10 protein-coding genes are annotated in these 20902 nt (G+C 40.0%); 5 read left to right on the plus strand and 5 right to left on the minus strand.

Translation table 11 applies throughout. The features are described from left to right. Together AACU25_RS25875 and AACU25_RS25880 are read right to left on the minus strand one after the other, a co-directional pair. Positions 1 to 1428 carry a hypothetical protein gene (locus AACU25_RS25875; RefSeq protein ID WP_190445854.1) on the minus strand — a complete coding sequence of 476 codons (1428 nt, stop codon included), beginning with the start codon at positions 1426 to 1428 and terminating at the stop codon, positions 1 to 3. Between the two features lie 289 nt (positions 1429 to 1717). Continuing rightward, the gene (locus AACU25_RS25880; RefSeq protein WP_096580575.1) at positions 1718 to 2086 is read right to left on the minus strand and encodes an alr0857 family protein; all 369 of its coding nucleotides are present in this window, start codon (positions 2084 to 2086) and stop codon (positions 1718 to 1720) included. A 470-nt stretch (positions 2087 to 2556) separates the two neighbouring features. Between AACU25_RS25880 and AACU25_RS25885 the strand changes: the two genes are divergently transcribed. Both AACU25_RS25885 and AACU25_RS25890 read left to right on the plus strand, forming a co-directional pair. Continuing rightward, on the plus strand, positions 2557 to 4158 hold the full coding sequence (locus AACU25_RS25885; RefSeq protein ID WP_096580577.1) for an alkaline phosphatase D family protein: 1602 nt from the start codon (positions 2557 to 2559) through the stop codon (positions 4156 to 4158). A gap of 169 nt (positions 4159 to 4327) precedes the next feature. Beyond that, positions 4328 to 7345, plus strand: coding sequence for an NACHT domain-containing protein (locus tag AACU25_RS25890; RefSeq protein ID WP_096580579.1), 3018 nt, complete (start codon positions 4328 to 4330; stop codon positions 7343 to 7345). A 1772-nt stretch (positions 7346 to 9117) separates the two neighbouring features. On the opposite strand, the gene AACU25_RS25895 is transcribed toward AACU25_RS25890, so the two are convergent. Further along, the gene (locus tag AACU25_RS25895; protein WP_096584070.1) at positions 9118 to 9876 is read right to left on the minus strand and encodes a circadian clock KaiB family protein; all 759 of its coding nucleotides are present in this window, start codon (positions 9874 to 9876) and stop codon (positions 9118 to 9120) included. A 96-nt stretch (positions 9877 to 9972) separates the two neighbouring features. Next, positions 9973 to 11286 carry a type IV pilus twitching motility protein PilT gene (locus AACU25_RS25900; protein ID WP_096580583.1) on the minus strand — a complete coding sequence of 438 codons (1314 nt, stop codon included), beginning with the start codon at positions 11284 to 11286 and terminating at the stop codon, positions 9973 to 9975. Positions 11287 to 12004: 718 nt separating this feature from the next. Between AACU25_RS25900 and AACU25_RS25905 the strand changes: the two genes are divergently transcribed. After that, positions 12005 to 12376: a hypothetical protein gene (locus tag AACU25_RS25905; protein ID WP_045868419.1), complete on the plus strand. Its 372-nt coding sequence runs from the start codon at positions 12005 to 12007 to the stop codon at positions 12374 to 12376. A 429-nt stretch (positions 12377 to 12805) separates the two neighbouring features. Further along, complete coding sequence (wecB, locus tag AACU25_RS25910) at positions 12806 to 13921, plus strand: non-hydrolyzing UDP-N-acetylglucosamine 2-epimerase (RefSeq protein ID WP_096580585.1); 1116 nt, start codon at positions 12806 to 12808, stop codon at positions 13919 to 13921. A gap of 248 nt (positions 13922 to 14169) precedes the next feature. Here the strand turns inward: wecB and AACU25_RS25915 are convergent, their stop codons facing one another. Beyond that, a complete protein-coding gene (locus AACU25_RS25915) occupies positions 14170 to 15351 on the minus strand; it encodes a response regulator (RefSeq protein ID WP_096580587.1) in 1182 nt (393 codons plus the stop codon). Between the two features lie 1416 nt (positions 15352 to 16767). Here AACU25_RS25915 and AACU25_RS25920 point away from each other — a divergent pair. Then, the gene (locus AACU25_RS25920) at positions 16768 to 20808 is read left to right on the plus strand and encodes a non-ribosomal peptide synthetase (protein WP_096580589.1); all 4041 of its coding nucleotides are present in this window, start codon (positions 16768 to 16770) and stop codon (positions 20806 to 20808) included. Positions 20809 to 20902 lie beyond the last annotated feature (94 nt).

A 20902-nucleotide genomic window follows, 5' to 3' on the forward strand; every position in this document is an offset into this window, starting at 1 on the left:
CTATGCCCATTTCAACATTTGTTGCACTCGTTCAGCCAAATATGCTTCTAATTCTGACAAAGGTGCAGAACCATCAGCGAAGCGTGCAAATCCTAGCATGGTTGGTAAGTCTTCAGCATCGCGCAATCCCACTGTGGGGGTACTAGGGCTGAGATTTCGCAAGGAAAAATCCTCAGAATTAAACACCGGATTGCAATGAATAATGGAAGTTCTTCTTTGAGGATCTAACTTAGCTCGAAATATCCGCAACACTTCCGCCGCACCTTTGGGGGGATAGTTTTCGCAACCATCGGAGACAATCACAACTAAATCTGCACCAGAACCCAAGGCGGCTAATAAGGGTGTAGCTAAGTCGGTTTGTCCATGTGGGCGGACTTGCAAAGCATCTTCTGTGGGTATCGTCCAAAAAGCCCGATATTCCTGTGATGCGGCTTGCAATAAATAGTGAGTAGCAACAGCTACACCCAAAGGACGGCGACGCTTTTCGCTAGAACCTGAGCTAGAGTAGCTACAATCTAAAACTGCTGCCACTTTTCCCAGCTTCAATGGTGCTTTTTTTAGCACTGAACGCGCCGATCGCTCTAAGGCTTGGTGAAAAATCTCCCTTTGCTCTTTTCTCCTTTCCAAAGGCAAAGATAAAATATACAACGCCAACTTAGTTAAGGGTAACTTTCCCAAATCTAAGTCAATTTCCACCTTTTCAGTCCGTTCCGCCGCACCTTGGAAGCGCAACTTTTCACCCACAGTCATTTGCTGTTGAATTCTGGTTAAAAACACATCCCGTTTAACTTTGTGCTTTGCTGCTAATCCCTCAGCCACAGTGAAGGGTAAGTCATAAATAGCCTGTTCGCTAAAATGTGCTTGCCGAAACTTCTCGAATAATTCAGTTTCGTACACCTTTTGTTTCCAATTACGGAACAGAAAAGTACCCAATTCACCCTGAAGTTTCAAATGTGCGTGAGCTGCGATCGCTCTTACCTTAGGACGATACTTCACAGCATGAAAGCTTAAATCGCCTCGCTGTTGTAAATAATCCCGTGCGATCGCGCGACTCCGACGGTTGTTAATTCGTCGTTGACGCAACTGCTGCAACACCCCCCAAGCCCGTTGCGGTGGTAAAGCATTGAGCGCATGAGCAATTAACGCACCCTCCTCTTCCTTATGTTTTGGTAACGTATCCTTTCCCGTCGCCAGCAATTTCAAAATAATCTGCGCCTGATTAAAATGATTAATCCCCGCCGCCAAAGAACGAGCATAAAGTAAGCGATAATTCCCCAAAATATAATCATGTAAAAAGTCAATTGATACTCTTTGTCCATAAGCATCATCATAAAATTCCCGCTGTCCTGTACAAGCCAGGCAAGCATTAATAAACATCACCAAATCTTCCCGCGCCACCTGCTCAACGCGGTTATTATTACTAATCATAATAATTTTGAATTTTGAATTTTGAATTTTGAATTTTTATGGTGCTGTTCGGGGAAAGATTAGCATGACTAGGTCAATCAACTTAACAGGTTGGAACGGAAGTCATACTCAAGTCCCGCAAACAGCAAGACTGAAAACTTTTATAAATTTTTTTAATTACGAATTACAAATTACGAATTAGAGGATGCTGTCCGGGGAAAGGCGGCGCGACTGGCTAGGACGAATTCAAAGTTCGGGTTCGGAAGTCGCACCAAAGTCCCGCGAACAGCAAGACTGAAAAACTTGAAAATTAAGCGTAACAAAATTGTTTAGTTTGCGCTAGTTTTTCAAGTAATAATTCTGCAGATTTGTCCAGTGAAGTTACAAAAATACCTACTTCACTCTCTTGATTTGATGCTATCCAAGTACCTTTGAGAACAACTTCTACTGCATCAGCATCACAAGGACAAATTTCTAAAATATTTGCTTGATTTAATTTCTCTAACTCTTCCAAATTAGATAAATCACAAGGAAGTAAAAATGCTGCTTGACTAGATTCAATGTAAATATTATTTGCAGAATGCAAAGATAGTGTAACTCTTTGATTTACCCAATTTTCCAGCGAGGTTTCTAGATGTTCTAAGCAAAAGCTGTTTTCGGTGTAGGTAAGTTTTAACATATTGGCTGATTGATATTTAAACTTTTAGGTGCTTCATCTATGTCTTAAGAATATGCCAGGGAATTTCCCCTAAGCCAATATAGCCTCAAAAGCTGGAAATGCTGATAACACAAGGCTGAGAACGCTAGGGGAAGTTGAGAAGCTAGGGGAATCCCCCAACTTTGGGGATGAGAATTTATATTTCTTCATACATATAGAATTTTGCTTGCCAACTTACTTAGGGTATGACATCAAAATTGCAATGCTAGCTTTTCTTAACTTTTTTATAACTGAATATTTACTAATAAATTCCATTAATTGTGGTAAGTTCCAACTTGGTAATTGGTAATATTTCCAACATTTCTGCTATTAGCAAGTTTTGCAGATTTGCTATCGAAAAGCTTTATGTATTTATTGCACAAAGCTAATAAAACTGTAACTATCTCTCAGCACTCAGCAATTTTTCTTCTGAAATACCACTGCTAAAAATTATGGAATTCAAACCGCCAGCGAAGCTAAACCGTCGCCAATTCTTGCTAACTTCAGCGCTGACAGGTGGCGGAATTGTCGCTCAAAATCTGTTGTCTCAATCAACAGTTTTTGGAAAAGCACCAGCAATTATTACATCCGAAAAAATGCGTCCAAGCATACCTTATGGTGTAGCTTGCGGAGACATTAGCGATGATAGCATTATCATTTGGAGTAAGAGCGATCGCCCCGCCCGGATGATTGTAGAATACTCGACTCACGAATCTTTTCGCCGTGTTCAGCGTGTTTTCGGCCCAGAGGCTTTGGAAGATAGCGACTTTACAGCCAGGTTAAATCTTAATAACTTACCCCCAGGTCAACAGATATTTTATCGGGTAACTTTCCAAAATTTAGCTGAGAGAAATATCTATAGCGCTCCTTTTACAGGTACTTTCCGTACTCCATCTAAATATAAAAAAGATATCTTTTTTGCTTGGGGTGGAGATACAGCCGGTCAAGGATGGGGAATTAATCCTGATTTTGGTGGGATGAAAATTTACGAAACTATGCGGAAAATGAATCCCGATTTTTTCATCCATTCCGGCGATAATATTTACGCTGATGGGCCAATTCCATCACAAGTAACTCTGGATGACGGCAAAATTTGGAACAACATTACCACACCAGAAAAATCAAAAGTTGCAGAAACTCTCGCGGAATTTCGTGGTAATTATAAATATAATTTAATGGATGAAAACATTAAACGATTTAATGCTGAAGTTCCCATCCTATCGCAGTGGGATGACCACGAAACTAGGAATAATTGGTATCCTGGGCAGATAATTATCAACGACGATCGCTATACAGTTAAAGATGTTTCTTTGTTAGCTCAAAGAGCAAGACAAGCATTTTTAGAATATATGCCCATTCAGTTAAAAGGCGATCAAACAGACAATACGAAAATTTATCGTTCTTTCTGCTATGGGCCATTACTAGAAATTTTCATGCTAGATGAGCGTACTTATCGCGGGCCAAACACAACTAATCGTCAAACAGAACAAAGTAAAGATACAGACTTTTTAGGCAGCAAACAACTACGATGGTTAAAAAGACAATTACAGCAATCAAAAGCAACTTGGAAAGTCATTGCTAGTGATATGCCTTTAGGTTTGTTAGTTCCAGATGGTAGCACTAACTTTGAAGCTTGGGCGAATGGAGATGGCCCCGCTTTAGGAAGAGAACTAGAACTAGCTGACTTACTACGTTTTATTAAACGCAACTTTATTAAGAATGTTGTGTGGTTAACTGCGGATGTGCATTATGCAGCCGCCCACTATTACGATCCAGCTAAAGCACAGTTTACCGACTTCAAGCCTTTTTGGGAATTTGTCGCCGGGCCTCTCAACGCCGGGACATTTGGGCCAAACAAACTGGATAATACCTTCGGCCCGCAAGTGAAATTTCTCAGTATTCCCCCAGATATGAAAGCAAATCGTCCTCCCAGTGAAGGTTTGCAATTCTTCGGGACAGTCAAAATTAACAGTTATACAACCGTAATGACAGTAGCGTTGCATAACTTGAATGGAGACACTCTTTACAGTATCGATTTACCGCCGGAGAAATAGGGATTGGGGACTGGGGACTGGGGATTGGGTAGGAAATTTACTTTTCTTTTCCCCTTTCTCCCTTTACCGTTTCCCCCTTCCCCTTCCCGTTACTAACTAAATACCCAGCGCGGAAGTTGTTAAACTTGGATAATTCCCGGTAACGTTGTCCAGTTCTACAACTACAGCGATGGCAAGAGCGAGTTATGGCCCCGAAGCAAAAAAGCGATCGCGCCGCTTGTTAGAGGTATTATTAGCTTATGCTAATGATGCCCTAGACTGTAGTGATGAAGCGAGTTTGGATGCTTTGCGTCCCCAAATCCAAACTCGCTGGCTGTCGGAAAATCGTCTGGTTGTCAGAACAAAAGTAAGATTTTTACAAACATTAACAAGTTTGGCAGTCGGTGAAGGACAATTAAACGCTGAACAAATTAAAGAAGCCTTAAAACGGTTTGCAGACTTTTTAGAAATCTTAGAAGATAATCGCCCATCTCGTAGCGGTTCAGAAACTTGGCACTTTACTCTCAATTTATGGTGCGATCGCCAAGACATAACAGCCAATTTACAAAAATTTGATATCCACTGGGAAACCAACCGCCCAGAGAAGTCGAAGCAAGTAGCAAGAGAAGAGAGAAAAGGAGAAAGCCTTTCCCCTCTGCTCCCTGCTCCCTACTCCCCTGCTTTTTCTCCCGACTGGAAGCAACTTTGTCGTGATGCTTTAACGGCGCAAAATCACCAAAGGCTGACTACCAATCCTCTGACGAGTGCTGATGGTGTGAGTTTTGAATTAAATCAGGTTTATGTTCCCCTGGGTTTGGTGGAACGCAAACAACGTCTGCGTCAAGGTGGCGATGTCACGCCGCAAGATGGTTCGCGGTTATATGAACCGGAAGATTCGGAAATGACTCAGACTTTTAACCCTGATGAATTTATTCAACAATTATTAGGGGCGCAAGATAGCCAACGCATCGCCATTTTAGGCGAACCAGGGGCGGGAAAAACTACATTGTTGCAAAAAATTGCCGCATGGATTGTAGATAATACTGAAGATTTACCTGTCTGGGTTTCTTTGGCAGATTTGCAAGGTAAAACTTTAGAGCAATACTTAATTCAAGATTGGCTACCTACTGCACTTCGCAAGCTGCGCGTCTCGGAGGAAGTTGAGGAAGCATTCTGCGAACAGTTTAACCAAGGGCGAGTTTGGTTACTCTTAGATGCAGTGGATGAAATGGCTTTGGAATCTAGCCAAGCTTTAACGAAAATTGCGAGTTTTTTGACAGGCTGGGTTGCAGATGCCAGGATAATTTTGACTTGTCGGCTGAATGTTTGGGATGGCGGTAAAAATGCACTGCAAGCTTTTAAAGTCTATCGCAACTTAAATTTTAGCTATGGCACAGAATTTTCCTTCGGTTCTAAATCTGCATCCAACCAAGTAGGAGAATTTATTCAGCATTGGTTTCAAGATCATCCCGCTTGTGGTGAGAGTTTACAAGCAGAGTTAAATCAACCAGAACGGCGACGGTTAAAGGATGCGGTAAAAAATCCGCTCAGGTTAGCTTTATTATGTCGTACCTGGGGATTAGCCCAGGGAAGATTACCGACAACTAAAGCGATGTTGTATGAACAGTTTGTAGAGTCAATCTACGAATGGAAACAGGATCGCTTTCCCACAACTTCCTCCCAGCGACAGCAGTTAAATCGGGCGTTAGGAGAATTAGCATTATTAGCTATTTCCCAAGAAAAAACCAAGTTTCGCCTCAGACATCGCTTTGTTTCTCAGGTTCTCGGCGCGTCTGATGATGGCTTATTTCAATTAGCATTACAGTTAGGCTGGCTAAATCAAGTAGGTATCTCCGAAACTCAGGGCGAAAAAGTTTATGCTTTTTACCATCCCACCTTTCAAGAATATTTTGCCGCCCAAGCCGTTACAGATTGGCATTTTTTCCTAAATCACACATTCCATCTCAACCCATCCCCCTCATCCCCCCCATCCCCCTCATCCCCCTCACCTCCCAGGTACCGCATCTTTGCACCCCAATGGCGCGAAGTTATTTTGCTATGGCTGGGTAGAGATGACATTCCGCAAACACACAAGGAAGAATTTATCCAAGCATTAATTGAGTTCAATGATAACTGTGGTGGCTACTACGGCTATCAAGCTTATTTTGTCGCCGCCCAAGGAATTGCTGAATTTGCAGATTGTCAAAAAGCTGATGAAATTGTGCAGCAGTTGGTAACGTGGCGTTTTGGTTATGGCGACTTCCAAGACGAAAAGCCGTGGAGATACCCAGCCCCAATTGTAGAATGTGCGCGGGTGGCTTTATTAAAAACCGATCGCCCAAAAGCGATCGCAGCTTTAGAAAACTACATCTCTTCCAGCCAAAATGACTTTGTAATCTGGAATGCGGCTTACAGCTTGGGTAAAATCTTCGATCCAGGTAACAAAATTGCGATCGCTAAATTAGAAGCACTCGTCAAAACTCTACATTATGATTCAGTTCGCTGGCAAGTTGCCTATAGTTTAGCTAGAGTCGATGCTGGTAATCAAATTGCGATCGCAGCTTTAGTAGAAATTATTGCATCTAGCAAAAATGAATCTACCCGTCGCAAAGCTGCCTATAGTTTAGGTAAAATCGACCCTCAAAATTTCATTGCCATTTCTACACTCAAGGAAATCGCTACATCTGCAATTGATTCCTCTCAAAGCCGACAAGCTTTAGAAAATTTAGCCACACTTCAAGGTGATGAGTTACCTAAATCCGCTACAGTTTCTCCCACCTCAACATTTCATCAGCACAGAAGAAACAAGAGAAAACAAAAATCAGGCGCATCAAATTATTTCTCTATCAACTCCAAAATTTCTGAATTAATCCGCGGTATCGCCGCCTCTGAGGATGAAGATACTCAAAGAAGACGGGCTTATAAATTAGCGCAACTCAATCCAGGTAATTCAGTTGCACTGACAACTTTATTACAATTAATGGCATCAACCCAAAGTGTATCACTGCATAAACGCGCAGCCGATAACTTAAAAGAAACCATTCTCAATGAACAGTTACCCCAAGTAATAGCAGCTTTAAAAAATTCCAACTGCTATCAAGTTTTAGATGATGAATGGGAAAAATATCGCAACTCTTTTAAACTTCTGTGGCACTGTGCAGAAAATATGGATTATTTAGAATTTTATCGAGTTTGGCATAAGCCGTAACGCACGAAAAGCGTTACTAAAGCACCCTACGCACTTCAAAAGCGTTCGCGTAGCGTCGCGCAGGGATGGGATATTTATTTAATTGGAAGTCTCTAACTCTTGTGGGCTGGGTATCTTTGCCGATATTTTAGCTGTGAAAACTCCACAAAAAATACAATCAAAACTCTAAAGCAATTTTAAAAATATATGACAGATGTGTAGCCAGCACAAGCCTTTACCAATAATTTATCTATGGTAAACATTATTTAAATTAATATAATAAGTTAAATTTTTGTCAATTTAAAGCCGAAGTATAAAGTACTAATAAAGCTGGAAAGCAATCCTGCTCATAGCATCTCCATCACAGGTGAAAAATAGTATCAATTACCGCATTCATCAGGCGCAAATTTAAACTCGCCAGAAGTCAGCAATTAACAGTTTTTCAGACATTCATCTATGGCTAACCCCCTAAACTAATACGAAAATTTCTCTTCTCTAGCTCATAGTACAGCACGGCGTAAATCAACAGAGTACACTTACAGCTTTGCCGTTACCGCTTGCCATTATCTTGTTGAGTCAACATTTATGGAGCCTTTACCCAATCTCACTTCATCATTTTTTGGTTAATTATACTTAGGTAATAGAATATAATTACTTACAAACTAACCATATTGATGACACAGTGTTGTCATAGCATTGTCAACGCCAAGTGCTATCTTGAATGAAGATAGATTTTTAGACTCATTCTACAGGCAGGTTATCCTGCCTTTTTTTTAAGGATTAAACATAAGATTCTTGCGAATAAAAATCATCAATCACTTTGGCAAGCCAGGGGAATAGAGAAAGCAGTCCCAATACTGCTCTGTTAAGGATTTTCAACTCAGAATTTGGTTTGGGGAAAAGGTTAAAGGGTAAGGGTTGAAGGTGTTTTCTTGCCCCTTTTCCCCTTCCCCTTTTGCCCTTAACCGGCAAGTATTGGAAGCAGTCCCAATGAAAAAAATGCACTACCATCCATGAAAGTCGAGGCGGGGATTTTTACTCAGAACTTATAACTCAGCACTTTCAAGCTAGAGGCGGAAGAATGCAATTACGGACTTCGCTGTGAAAACTAGAAAAGCTTGCTTAGTTATGTTTTTATCTATTTAAACGTATTTCAACATCTAATGATCGTTTAACTGCGCGCGGACTGATTTACTGATATTAACTTATGTAAATACTATGCGATCGCATATATATCTTTGTCTAGATATATAGCTAAATCGTTAAATATTAATTACAAATAATAGATATAAAACATCCTACTCAAAATTAAATGAGTAGGATTGGAAGCAAAATATTTCTTTAAACCCAAGTCTTATTTTACACTTATATTTTACAAACAAGGAGAGGGGTATTACCCCTCAATTTATTTGAAGTGGACATTATCATTTTTCATCCTTAAGATAGATTGACGACTACATAAATTTCCTATTTACAAACAAATAATACAGTCAAAAACACCTTTTAGTAGTGCTATATGTAAGTGTAACTAGATGGTTATTTATAGTTAAGGCTTACACATAATATCAAGAGTAGATTTACTGCTTGAAACGATATGAATCACATCACTTCATCTGAATTTTGAGTTTAAAAGAGCTTAAGTTGTTTTGTATTTTGTGTTGAGGATTTGATGTTTGGTGTTTGTGAGAAGGAACAAGGGATAGGTAAGAGGGCATTATTTTGAATTTTGAATTTTGGATTATTTTTCTCCTTTATCTCTCTCATCTCCCTCATCTAATTACTAGTACCTATACTTACAATTTCTCTTGCGCGCCTAACATTTGTAATATTTTTTCAGCTTGATCTAAATCGCCAACAAGTCGGCGAATGGGATGGGGCCAAACTTTAACTAAAGTGGGAGTAGCGCTTACCTGATCGATTTCAGCTTGTTCGGGATTAGTTAGCACATCAACTACTTTTAAAGTGTATGGTTGTCCCAGCGATCGCTCTAGTAGTTCATGTAAATTATGTAGAATGCGTTCCGTATTTGCACTATGCCCAGCTACAAACAGCCGCAAGACATAGGCTTGGGTTTTTAGTTGGAAACTCTGTGTTTTTGTGACAACTTGATGGTATTTCTGTGTTGATTCCGCATCTAAGCGCACAATTAAGTCATGGTCTTCCCAAAGCTGCGGAAATGAGGAACGATAAGTAGTTAATACCATGCGATCGCACAAACCATCGACCCAAGGAGCAGCTTGCCATGCTAAATCCCCCGTGCCAAAAATCGCGTTGAGCACAGCTTGATGTCGCAAAACTGCTGGATAAGCTTCCGCAAAGGTTCGTACTTGTTTAGTGCGCGGATCTAACCAGTGATCCACAGTTGCTGTATAGCAAGGTACTAAAAAATGTGGGGGTTCTGATAGATCCAGTATTTCCTGCAAAGCAGCACATAACTGTAAATGCCATCTCCCTTGTTTACTAGGGTCGATGCAGTAAATTAAATCGCCTCCAGGTGTAAACAGGGCAATACCTTTAAACAGCTGGGTTTTAGATAGTTTATCTGTATTCAAGTCAGTTTTGGGAACTACATAACTCCACAACAAAAAGTAAAAAGTAAAAAATTTTGTTTTTTACCTTTTACTTTTTACTTTACTTATTTACTTTACCTAAACTCTTCCTCGGAGGAATTGAGCCATTTCATTAGGAGTTGGTGACATCTCTAAGGCTGTTTCCTCAGTAATGCGTCCATCTTGGTAGAGGTTATACAACGACTGATTCATGGTGATCATGCCATCAAAGCTGGCTTGTTTCATGAGTTCAGTAATTTCGTCATATTTCCCATCTTTAATCCATTCTTTAATGGCCTCAGTATTAATCAGGATATCGTGGAACGCCGCCCGTTTACCATCTGTCGTTCGGCACAGGCCTTGGGCAATTACTGCTACTAAAGACTCGGAAATTGCCACCCGCATAGCATCTTGTTCTTCCCCAGAGTAGAGGTTAAGTATCCGTTCAATGGTTTTTACAGCACTATTAGTGTGCAAAGTTCCCATTACTAAGTGACCTGTCTGAGCAGCTTTTAGCGCGGTGTTGACTGTTTCTTTATCCCGCATTTCACCCACGAGGATTAAATCTGGATCTTCCCGCAAGGCTGCTTTTAAAGCGTTATCAAACTTGCGGGTATGCATTCCCACTTCCCGTTGTTTAATCAACGATTTTTGGCTTTTGTGGACAAATTCAATCGGGTCTTCGATGGTAATGATATGCTTAGGCATCTCTTTATTGATGTAGTCAATCATTGCTGCCATCGTTGTGGATTTACCAGAACCCGTAGGCCCAGTTACCAGAATTAAACCTTTGTGAGCATGACAAATTTCCTGAAAAATAGGCGGTAATCTTAACTGCTCCATTGTTAAGATTTTTAACGGAATTAACCGCAGTACCATTGCATAGCCTTTGAGCGAGCCAAAGACATTAATCCGCACCCGGGCAAATTCATACTGAGTTGCACCGTCAAATTCTAAATATTCTTCAAAGCGCTGAATTTCAGCTTCCGTTAAAACTTCCCGCATCCAACTGATAAAAGTGTCTTTATCTGTTTCTGGATGATTGGTTTTCTCAATTTCGCCCCGGTTGCGAAAACGCGGACATTCACCTACACCCAAGTGAATGTCAGAAAATCCTTTTTCGTAAGCTTCTTCAATTAGCTTCTCTAATGTCAGAGTCGGAGTAGTGCTTTTGGGACTCGGAACAGTAGGCATTGGTGGTGGCGTACCAGGACGATGGGTTGCAGCAGGTGGTGGCGGTGCAACTGGTGGTGGCGCAGCCGGAACTCCTGGGTAGTTTGACATATCCAAGGTTTGTGTCGCCTGGCGTTGGGTACTCAGCGTTGGTGGCGGTGGTGCTGGCATTGGCGGCGGCATTGGCGGCACATTACGTGGAGCGGGATTAGAAGTAGATGGACGCTGTAGGTCTGTCATAAATCTTTACAATGAAGCAAAAAATTAAATTAGCGGAAAACTTACTGATGGATAGTCTCGAGGTGCTTGTAGTGCAGGGTGCTTGGTGTTTATTTGCTTGATATTTGAAAACCGATGTCAGTTCTTTTTTTACAACTGACATGAGTATGTTTTTTTACTAGCTTTATGGCATTTATTAGTTATGTAAAATTTATTAACTAGATATCAACTTGTTTAACATACTCAAACCCTGGGAAAGCATCAGTGATATTCCGGCTAATAATAAGTTTTTATTAAGACATATTACTTAAGAGAAAATACTTTATCCTCTCTAAATGAGAAATTTATTTCCAGCCTGGACAAAACTAGTTATCAATTAACAGCAAAAACACTAGCAGATAATTTCTTCAGCGCTATCTGAGAATTATGAGAAGACCTAGGCATTTTTATAAGAAATGTTAAGCAGGAGTGATGTAGATCATTTAAAAGGCATTAGTGAAGTACCTGCTTAAGTTCTTATATTCCTTTTGATAGATGTTGATAGTAGGCTTTCTACCTATATATGACTTACGCTTTACATTCATATTTACAAAAAATTAACTGTAAACTTTAGTAACTAAATGCTCATCTTAGCAGTAGGTTTTTATATACTGAACTTCTAATTGAATAGTTCAGTGTTCTCGCGAAAGTGAGATAAAGCTGAAGTAAAAATCTTGCTGTGTATTTGGGAGGAAAAGTCATGGTTTCGGCAGATAGCTCTAATCTAGGTAAGACCTACTCCTTGTTAATGATCAAAAGTTTTTTGATCTGGACTTTCACGTTGGCAGTATGTTTGTTGGTTGTCGGGTTCCCATTAGTTGTTTTAATGGCTACGGTCGGGTGTCTGTTGTCGATTGTGTTGCAATCTGTGATGCCTGTAAGTGCAGTTTTATTAGTAGCAGGCGGTTTGATTTTGTTTAATGTCATGGCAGTTGTTTTAGCTGCTGGGGTGTTAACTGCTAAAGGTGTACATCCAAAACAAATCAAATGGCTGAACTGGCTGCATGGAGAAGCAGAACAATTGCATACTTCCGTCTACGCATCTTGTCCATTAACTTGCGAAATCAAATAATTGCTAACTTCGACAAACAGTACATCTGCCCGGTTCAGCCGGGTTTTTTCATGTTTATTTGGTGTTTGTTATTTGGTGTTTGGTGTTAGTAATATATGAATAAATATGAAGTAAGGTGTGTTATGCCAAAGGCTAATGCACCTTAAATTTTGCTCGCAGCTTAAATTTGCTGCTACCCTACTTGATAGCGATAATACCAATTCAAAATTCAAAATTCAAAATTCAAAATTAAGAATCTAGACAGGACAAGGCTTTAGGTCTGTGTATCTGTCACATTCTTTTTTCAAATTGGTATAACATACTCTACAATTTAATTTTCTTAATAGTCGTTTGTCATCATTGCCTTTGTCCCTTAACCCTTGACCCTTAACCCTTAACCCTTAACCCTTAACCCTTAACCCTTGACCCTTGACCCTTGACCAATAACTAATGACTAATCAAAAACGAGTTTATATAATCTTAGGTACTCGTCCAGAAGCAATTAAACTAGCTCCTGTAATTCAAGTATTTCAAAGGTCACAAGATTTTGAGTCACAAGTAATTTTGACTGGACAACATCGGGAAATGGTTGAGCAAGTAATGCAGCTATTCAACCTCAAAGCCGATGGAAACTTAGAGATTATGCAGCCTCAGCAATCTTTAAGTGATATTACCTGTCGCAGTTTGCGCGGTTTGGAAAAGTTATTTAAAGAAAGCAAGCCAGACTTAGTCATAGTACAGGGAGATACTACAACAGCTTTTGCCGCAGCGTTGGCGGCCTTTTATCAAAAAATTCCTGTAGGTCATGTAGAAGCAGGATTAAGAACTGATGACATCTTGAATCCTTATCCAGAAGAAGCGAACCGTCGCCTAATTTCGCAGATTACGCAATTGCACTTTGCACCCACACCATTGGCTGTGGAAAATTTACAGCGTTCTGGTGTGTTGGGTGAGATTCACTTAACGGGTAACACGGTAATTGATGCGCTGTTAAATGTGGCTGCAATTGAGCCAGCTTGCAATATTCCCGGTTTAGACTGGTCATCATATCGCACATTGCTGGCTACGGTGCATCGCCGGGAGAATTGGGGAGAACCACTACAAGGAATTGCTCAGGGGTTTTTACAGATATTAGAGAAATTTCCTGATACGGCGCTACTTTTACCATTACACCGCAATCCTACAGTCAGGGAACCATTGCAGGCGCTGTTAGGGAATCATCCCCGGATATTTTTAACAGAACCTTTAGATTATCAGGAATTAGTCGGCGCGATCGCGCGATCGCATTTCTTGCTGACTGATTCTGGGGGTTTGCAAGAAGAAGCACCCAGCCTCGGTAAGCCTGTACTAGTTCTGCGAGAAACCACAGAAAGGCCAGAAGCAGTAACGGCGGGTACAGCTAAACTTGTAGGCACTGAAACTGAGAATATTGTGGCAGCTGCGGCGGAGTTACTCAGAAACCCCTTAGCTTACGACACAATGGCAAACGCTATCAATCCTTTTGGAGATGGTAAAGCAAGCGATCGCATTTTACAAATCGTCAAAAATTACTTTCAATCTCATTGAAACTTGAAAATGCGACATCGGGCAAGAAATAACTCTTGCCCCTTTAGCCTTATATTTCTGTATCTCCTGCTTGAGGGAGTGATTGATTATTTTTGCAGTTGCAAATCCCTAGTACAATGCGGCAAAAGTTTCTCAGCAGTCGTGATGGTAGTGCTGAGGAGCCAGTGCGTTCGGTCGCCAGACTTGTTCGCTTAACGTCTCTCCTTGGGAGAAGCAACTGGCGTTACTGAGCTGAATTTTATTACTGATTAGTTATTTCTGCCAGTTTGCACTAGTGCATTAGGTAGATATTCACGCACTTTATTCAAAACTTGATCAACCTCTATAGGTTTAGTCACAAAATCTGTTGCACCAAAAACCTTAGACCGAACTTTATCAAACAGACCATCACTGCCCGTTAAAATAATTACTGGCGTGTTTGACAATACAGAAGTTCTGCGTAACTGGGCACAGAGTTCATATCCATTTATGCCTGGCATAATTAAATCTAAGAAGATTAAGTCTGGCTTATGTTGAATCAAAATAGGTAGAGCTTGCACAGGTTGCTGAACATTAATCAACCTCATCCCAAATGGGATGAGAATTTCTTGGAGCAATTGACCAACTTGGGGGCTATCATCTACACAAGCAATAAGTGGAGCAGTTAGCTGTTTTAGTGGTGTAAAGTTATAGCTATTTTTGAGTTCTGTAGTTGGTAAAGTCAAGTCAGGTACTGCAATTAGTTCCATAATTCCTTGACGAATATAAGGAAGTAGGGAACGAGTGACTGATAATAAACTCTGATTCATTTTTACGGCTAAATCCCATAAGGTGTATTTGCCGTTCATTAAATTTGCAAAGTTTTTGTAGACAGTTGGGCTTACCATCTGTCGAAGTTCTTCTGGTTTACGGATGATTGGTGCTAAGTGAGGAGAGAAAGTTGCTAACCCAGGTTTTGACCAAATATTCCAAGATTCTTGTACTTGTTGAATAACTATATTGGAATTTGTGAAATCAGTGGGTGCTTTTAAAATTATTTCTTGATGGCGCTCATAGGATAAAGGATGACGATTGAGATTTTGAGCTACATCAAATATAACTTCTGATATTGTTCCCCTCACAATGCCGTTAATTTGTGGGATAGTTACCTGATATTTTTTATATAGAATTTCTAGTAAACGATAATCCCAATGATCGCTTACAGTATCTTCAACATCTAAGAGTAACTTGCTAATCGCAATCTGTGGACAATTCTGTGTGATGTATCTATATAGACGACGACGAGGATGATTTCCTCCTGTTGCCCACACTATTTGCCCTAGATGATAATAGAAATTCCATTGCTCGTTATGATGGTTTTTAACATTTAGCTGGCCACTATACTGAATTTTGATGGAGTGTTGAAATTCATACAATAATTTATCTAATTTTGTTTGTTCGAGAGAGAGCATAAGTTTAATCAGGAATTCAGCAAATAAATATCGTGTGATTTAATCAACCTGAGAGTGACCAATTTCTTGTAATAAAGCACTGGACTCTATACAATCATTACCAAACAGAAACCATAGAAATATCAGTAGATTTACCCTATATTGCTAATCTTGTCTCCATCAGTAAAGCTTAGAGATTCAAAATTGCTTTGGGGAAAATCATATCAGTGAAAATGATTTTCTGTGGTATATAGCAATCCATGCAGTAGTTGCGATATTACGCTTTCATTGAGGGAATAAAAAGAACAAATTACCTATGCAATAGGAATGCTATAGCTAATTAATGTCACACTGCGCGGATATTATTAATAATAATATTAAAATATGTAAACTAAATAGATAACCGTAATAATACGGTTATAAAAATTAAGATTTTCAAGCTAAAACCATGATTTTTAAGTGAAGAATGGCAACCGATTTCGGAAATTCCCAATAAAAAATAAACAATTGCTTTAGTAAACAGGGAAAATAGAAATTTTATAGCTATATTCGATGTGGGTATTGAGTAATTTGATAAATAATTGTTTGGATGAAGTCAACTTTAACACTCGGTTAAGTAAACCACTGATAATCAACTGAAATATTTTTTACTCCAAAACGATTACATTTTCATATCTCCTTTTATTCAATCCCTTGATTTCTCCTTACCGATTTAATATGTAACTTATATAATAAGTACGCTGCAAATAGTCTTGAATGTATTGATTTTTCTAAGAATTAGCTGGTCAAATATAGTAAATTTATTAGTTGAAATCACGGATGAAATATTATTGCTTTACATTTTCTTTGCAAAACTTAGAGGACTCTTTATAGTTTTTATACAAAAAAAGAATTATTACTTGCTAAAGTCTATTGATAACTATTAAAGCGGCACTACCATATTTTTTTTATCCTCTGCTTATTCTATAAAATTATTTAGTAATTGGTGGATAGAGTTGATGTATTGTAACCAATCTACTAATTTCTATAGTTCGCAGAGAATCTATCTTAGAGGTTGTTTGAAAAGTTTTTCCCTGTGATTTTAATTGCACTGTTACCCCCCTTAATCCCCCCTTGGCAAGGGGGGAGACCGGAAAATCCAGTTCCCTCCCCTTTCTAAGGGGAGGGCTAGGGTGGGGTAAAAAATATTTGATACACTACTACAGACTTTTCAAACATCCTCTTATAAGCCTGATGTGAATTAGCAAAGCTTACGATTCCATAATGGTTACAAGATTAGTCAAAAATCATGATTTTGAGACTACCTTCACAAGGAAAATAGTTTCATCCCTTAATTCATATCAAAAGTCTTATTTAATTTTGTAATCATCTAATTTTTATCCAGATGATTACATTTCCCATAATCATCAAACCATCTATTATTTGTACCAGCATCAAATGCCCGTAGTAAGTCTAAAAAATTTATATCAACTTTCATCTGTACAGCAAGGAATGCTATTTAACAATCTAGTTGCTCAAAAGCCAGGAGTTGATATTGAGCAGATGATTTGTTTAGTAGATGAAGAAATTGATGTTTTGGCATTTCAACAAGCATGGCAGAAAGTTCTAGAAAGACACGCAGTTTTGAGAACTAGCTTTGATTGGGAAAGTGAACCAGAACCTTTGCAATGCGTGCATCAAAAAGTGATCATTCCCCTAGAACAGCAAGATTGGCGTGGCTTATCTAATATAGAACAATCAACTAAATTACAAGCTTATCTGCAAAGCGATCGCAGGCGTGGTTTTCAGCTGAATGTTGCACCCTTGATGCGCCTAGCATTATTTCGCTTGCAAACATCTGTCTACCAATTTGTTTGGACTTTTCACCATGCTGTTTTAGATGGTCGCTCTTTGACTATCGTCATCAAAGAATTATTCACCTTTTATGACGCTTTGCGTGAAGGTAAAGCAGTACAACTCCCCGCACCCCGTCCTTATCAAGACCACATTGCATGGTTACAGCAACAAAATTGGTCTCGGGCTGAAAGTTTTTGGCGGAACTTGCTTAAAGGCTTTACTGCACCCACACCTTTATTAGTAGACTCAAACCCCCATGAGCAAAGCGGTTTTGGCGAGCAAGCAATCCAACTTTCACCAAAAACGACGGCGATGTTGCAGTCTTTAGCTAAACAACATCAACTTACACTCAATACTTTAATACAGGGTGCTTGGGCAATACTTTTAAGCCGTTACAGTGGCGAAACAGATGTTGTCTTTGGTGCTACAAGAGCCTGTCGCCATTCCTCTGTAGCGGGAGCTGAATCGATGGTAGGGCTGTTGATCAATACCTTACCAGTCCGAGTTAGGGTTTCTGGGGAAAAACCACTGCTAACTTGGCTCAAGGAATTGCGATCGCAGTGGGTAGCTTTGCGAGAATATGAACATACTCCCTTAACCCAGGTGCAAAGATGGAGCGATATTCCAGCAGGAACGCCTTTGTTCGATAGTATTTTGGTATTTGAAAATTATGAATTAGATTCAGCTTTGCGTTCTCAGGGTGGTAGATGGCAAAACCTGGAATTCCGCCTAGAAGAACAGACGAACTTTCCCCTAACATTGGTTGGCTATGCAGGGTCAGAATTGTTATTGAAACTCAAATATGACCAACAGCTCTTCGACGATGCCAAAATTACGCGGATGCTGGGACATCTTGAGACTTTATTGTCCAGCATGGCCACTCATCCTTGGCAGTGTTTAGGAGAATTGCAACTATTAACAGCAGATGAAAGACAGCAAATGTTAATCGAGTGGAATCATACACAAGCTGATTTTGCCGAGCAACTTTGTATTCATCAACTATTTGAAGCGCAAGTAAAGCAGACACCCAATGCTGTAGCTGTTGTCTGTGGCGAGCAACAACTAACTTATCATCAGTTGAATTGTAGAGCTAATCAATTAGCCCATCACCTGCAACAACTGGGTGTAAAACCTGGGGTGTTAGTTGCTGTTTATCTAGAACGTTCCATAGAAATGATTCCCGCAGTGCTAGGGATTTTAAAAGCTGGAGGTGCCTATGTGCCATTAGAACCCAGTTTCCCTAAAGCACGCATTCAATTACTGCTGTCTTCTCTGCAAATTAATTGTTTAGTTACCCAAACTGGCCTGTTACCTAGTATCCATGAGCTAGAACTGAGTGCACTGCAACACTTAATCTGTTTAGATAAATCTGCACATACTCAATCTGTATGGGAAGTAGGACATCAGCAAGTGTGGAATCGTCCCAATCTAGATTTACTATCCACAGAAAATTTGCCAGCATCTGCCAATTCTGATGATATTGCCTATGTGATTTTTACTTCTGGTTCTACAGGTACACCCAAAGGGGTTGTAGTTCGTCATCAACCAGTCATCAATCTCATTGAATGGGTAAACAAAACATTTAATGTCAATTCTGACGACAGAGTTTTATTTATCACATCCTTATGTTTTGACCTATCGGTTTATGACATCTTTGGACTTTTAGCTGCTGGTGGTTCAATTCGAGTTGTTCCTAGCCATGATGTCCGAGATCCAGAAGCCTTGTTGCACATTCTCTGTCATGAGCCGATTACATTCTGGGATTCTGCGCCGCCAGCACTGCAACAACTGGCTAGTTTTTTCCCCAAGGTTCAAGAAAATAATTGCCATCCCCAATTACGCCTCGTATTTATGAGTGGTGATTGGATACCAGTTACACTGCCAGATTTACTGAAAGCTACCTTCCCAGGGGTTGAGGTAGTTAGTTTGGGTGGAGCAACAGAAGCAACTGTTTGGTCTAATTATTACCCCATTGGCAAAGTAGAAGCCCATTGGAAGAGTATTCCCTATGGCAAACCCATCCAAAATGCTCAATATTATATTTTGGATGATTACCTCAATCCTTGCCCCGTAGGGGTAACTGGGGAATTGTATATAGGTGGAGAATGTTTAGCCTCTGGCTATTTAAATCAACCAGAACTCACAGCCCAAAAATTCATTCCCAATCCCTTTGGCAATTCAAAATTATATAAAACTGGGGACTTAGCCCGCTATTTTAGTGATGGTAATATTGAATTTCTCGGGCGGATTGACCATCAGGTAAAGATTCGCGGTTTCCGCATTGAGTTGGGAGAGATTGAAAGCGTACTCACACAACACCACTCTGTACAGGAAGCTGTAGTTATCGCCAGAGAGGATGAGCCAGGAAATAAGCGATTAGTGGCGTATGTTGTGGTAGATGCTGAAAATGCGTCTTCCATGAATGAATTACGGCGTTTTCTGCAAGAAAAAATGCCAGAGTATATGATACCCTCTGCCTTTGTTGCGATCGCCAAAATTCCACTAACTCCAAATGGTAAAGTAGACCGTCGCGCTTTACCCATTCCCAACCAAAGACCGGAATTAGAGAAAGCCTTTGTTGCCCCTAGTCAAGCTGTAGAAATTGAGTTAGCGCAAATTTGGTCAGAGGTATTAAATATTCAGTTAATTGGCATCAAGGATAATTTCTTTGACTTGGGTGGAAACTCGATACTAGCAGTCAAATTATTTACCCAAATCGAAAAGAAATTTGGTCAAAAACTGCCTTTAGCGACCTTACTGCAATCACCTACCATAGAACAATTAGCTAGCATTCTCAGCCAACCAAATATATCGGCTTCTTGGTCTTCTTTGGTAACTATTCAGCTAGGTAGCAGTGCAAAACGGCCTTTATTCTTAATCCATGCCCTCGGAGGTAATGTAATTGGCTATCAAACTCTAGTACGTCACTTAGGTACAGAACAACCTGTATATGGGCTACAAGCACAAGGACTAGATGGTAAACAAGCTCCCCACACCAAAGTTGAGGACATGGCATCTCATTACATCCAAGAGATTCGCACTGTGCAACCACATGGCCCCTATCTGTTGGGTGGTTTTTCGAGTGGGGGAATTATCGCTTTTGAAATGGCGCGTCAGTTAGATGCTCAAGGCGATCGCGTGGCTTTATTAGCTATGTTTGATACATATAACCCCAGCTTGTATATCCGTAATCCTTCGTTTTGGCGGACAATTTATGTATATTTGCTGACTCTATTGCAACTGCGATCGGCGGATAGATGGAACTATTTTCTCGCTAAAGTCGATTGGTTTGCTTCCCTGTTGACTGGGAAACCAAGCAGCAAATTTGACTTGTGGAATGAACACTCGTTTACCGAAGATGCCAATCCTTACAACATGGCATTGATAGAAACTTTCAAGCAAGCCACAATGGGAGATTATATACCACAACCTTACTCTGGACAGGTCACTTTATTTACTACCAAAGAAATTTTGAGATGGTGTCAGTTCAAATCCTGTAGAGGCTGGTATGGAATGGCTCACAAAGGTGTGGAAATTCACCAAGTACCAGGTACACATTTAGGTATGTTGGGAGAACCAAGCGTACAAATTTTAGCCGAAAAATTAATTATTTGCTTAGACCACGCACAAGCAAATAATTAGATTGATACCAAGTTGCAATCTAATATAGTATTTGTCATTGCGATCGCAACGCAGTCAAGGGAAGCAATCTCATTAATTTCCAGGTACTACGGCT

The sequence above is a fragment of the Tolypothrix tenuis PCC 7101 genome, assembly GCF_963874875.1.
In the GTDB taxonomy this organism is placed as follows: domain Bacteria; phylum Cyanobacteriota; class Cyanobacteriia; order Cyanobacteriales; family Nostocaceae; genus Aulosira; species Aulosira tenue.

Bases quoted from the DNA above. Each gene is read 5' to 3' on its own strand.
- AACU25_RS25880 (WP_096580575.1), bottom strand. From the start codon at position 2,086: ATGTTAAAACTTACCTACACCGAAAACAGCTTTTGCTTAGAACATCTA.
- AACU25_RS25900 (WP_096580583.1), bottom strand. From the start codon at position 11,286: ATGACAGACCTACAGCGTCCATCTACTTCTAATCCCGCTCCACGTAAT.
- AACU25_RS25885 (WP_096580577.1), top strand. From the start codon at position 2,557: ATGGAATTCAAACCGCCAGCGAAGCTAAACCGTCGCCAATTCTTGCTA.
- AACU25_RS25905 (WP_045868419.1), top strand. From the start codon at position 12,005: ATGGTTTCGGCAGATAGCTCTAATCTAGGTAAGACCTACTCCTTGTTA.
- AACU25_RS25915 (WP_096580587.1), bottom strand. From the start codon at position 15,351: ATGCTCTCTCTCGAACAAACAAAATTAGATAAATTATTGTATGAATTT.
- AACU25_RS25920 (WP_096580589.1), top strand. From the start codon at position 16,768: ATGCCCGTAGTAAGTCTAAAAAATTTATATCAACTTTCATCTGTACAG.
- wecB (WP_096580585.1), top strand. From the start codon at position 12,806: ATGACTAATCAAAAACGAGTTTATATAATCTTAGGTACTCGTCCAGAA.
- AACU25_RS25890 (WP_096580579.1), top strand. From the start codon at position 4,328: ATGGCAAGAGCGAGTTATGGCCCCGAAGCAAAAAAGCGATCGCGCCGC.
- AACU25_RS25875 (WP_190445854.1), bottom strand. From the start codon at position 1,428: ATGATTAGTAATAATAACCGCGTTGAGCAGGTGGCGCGGGAAGATTTG.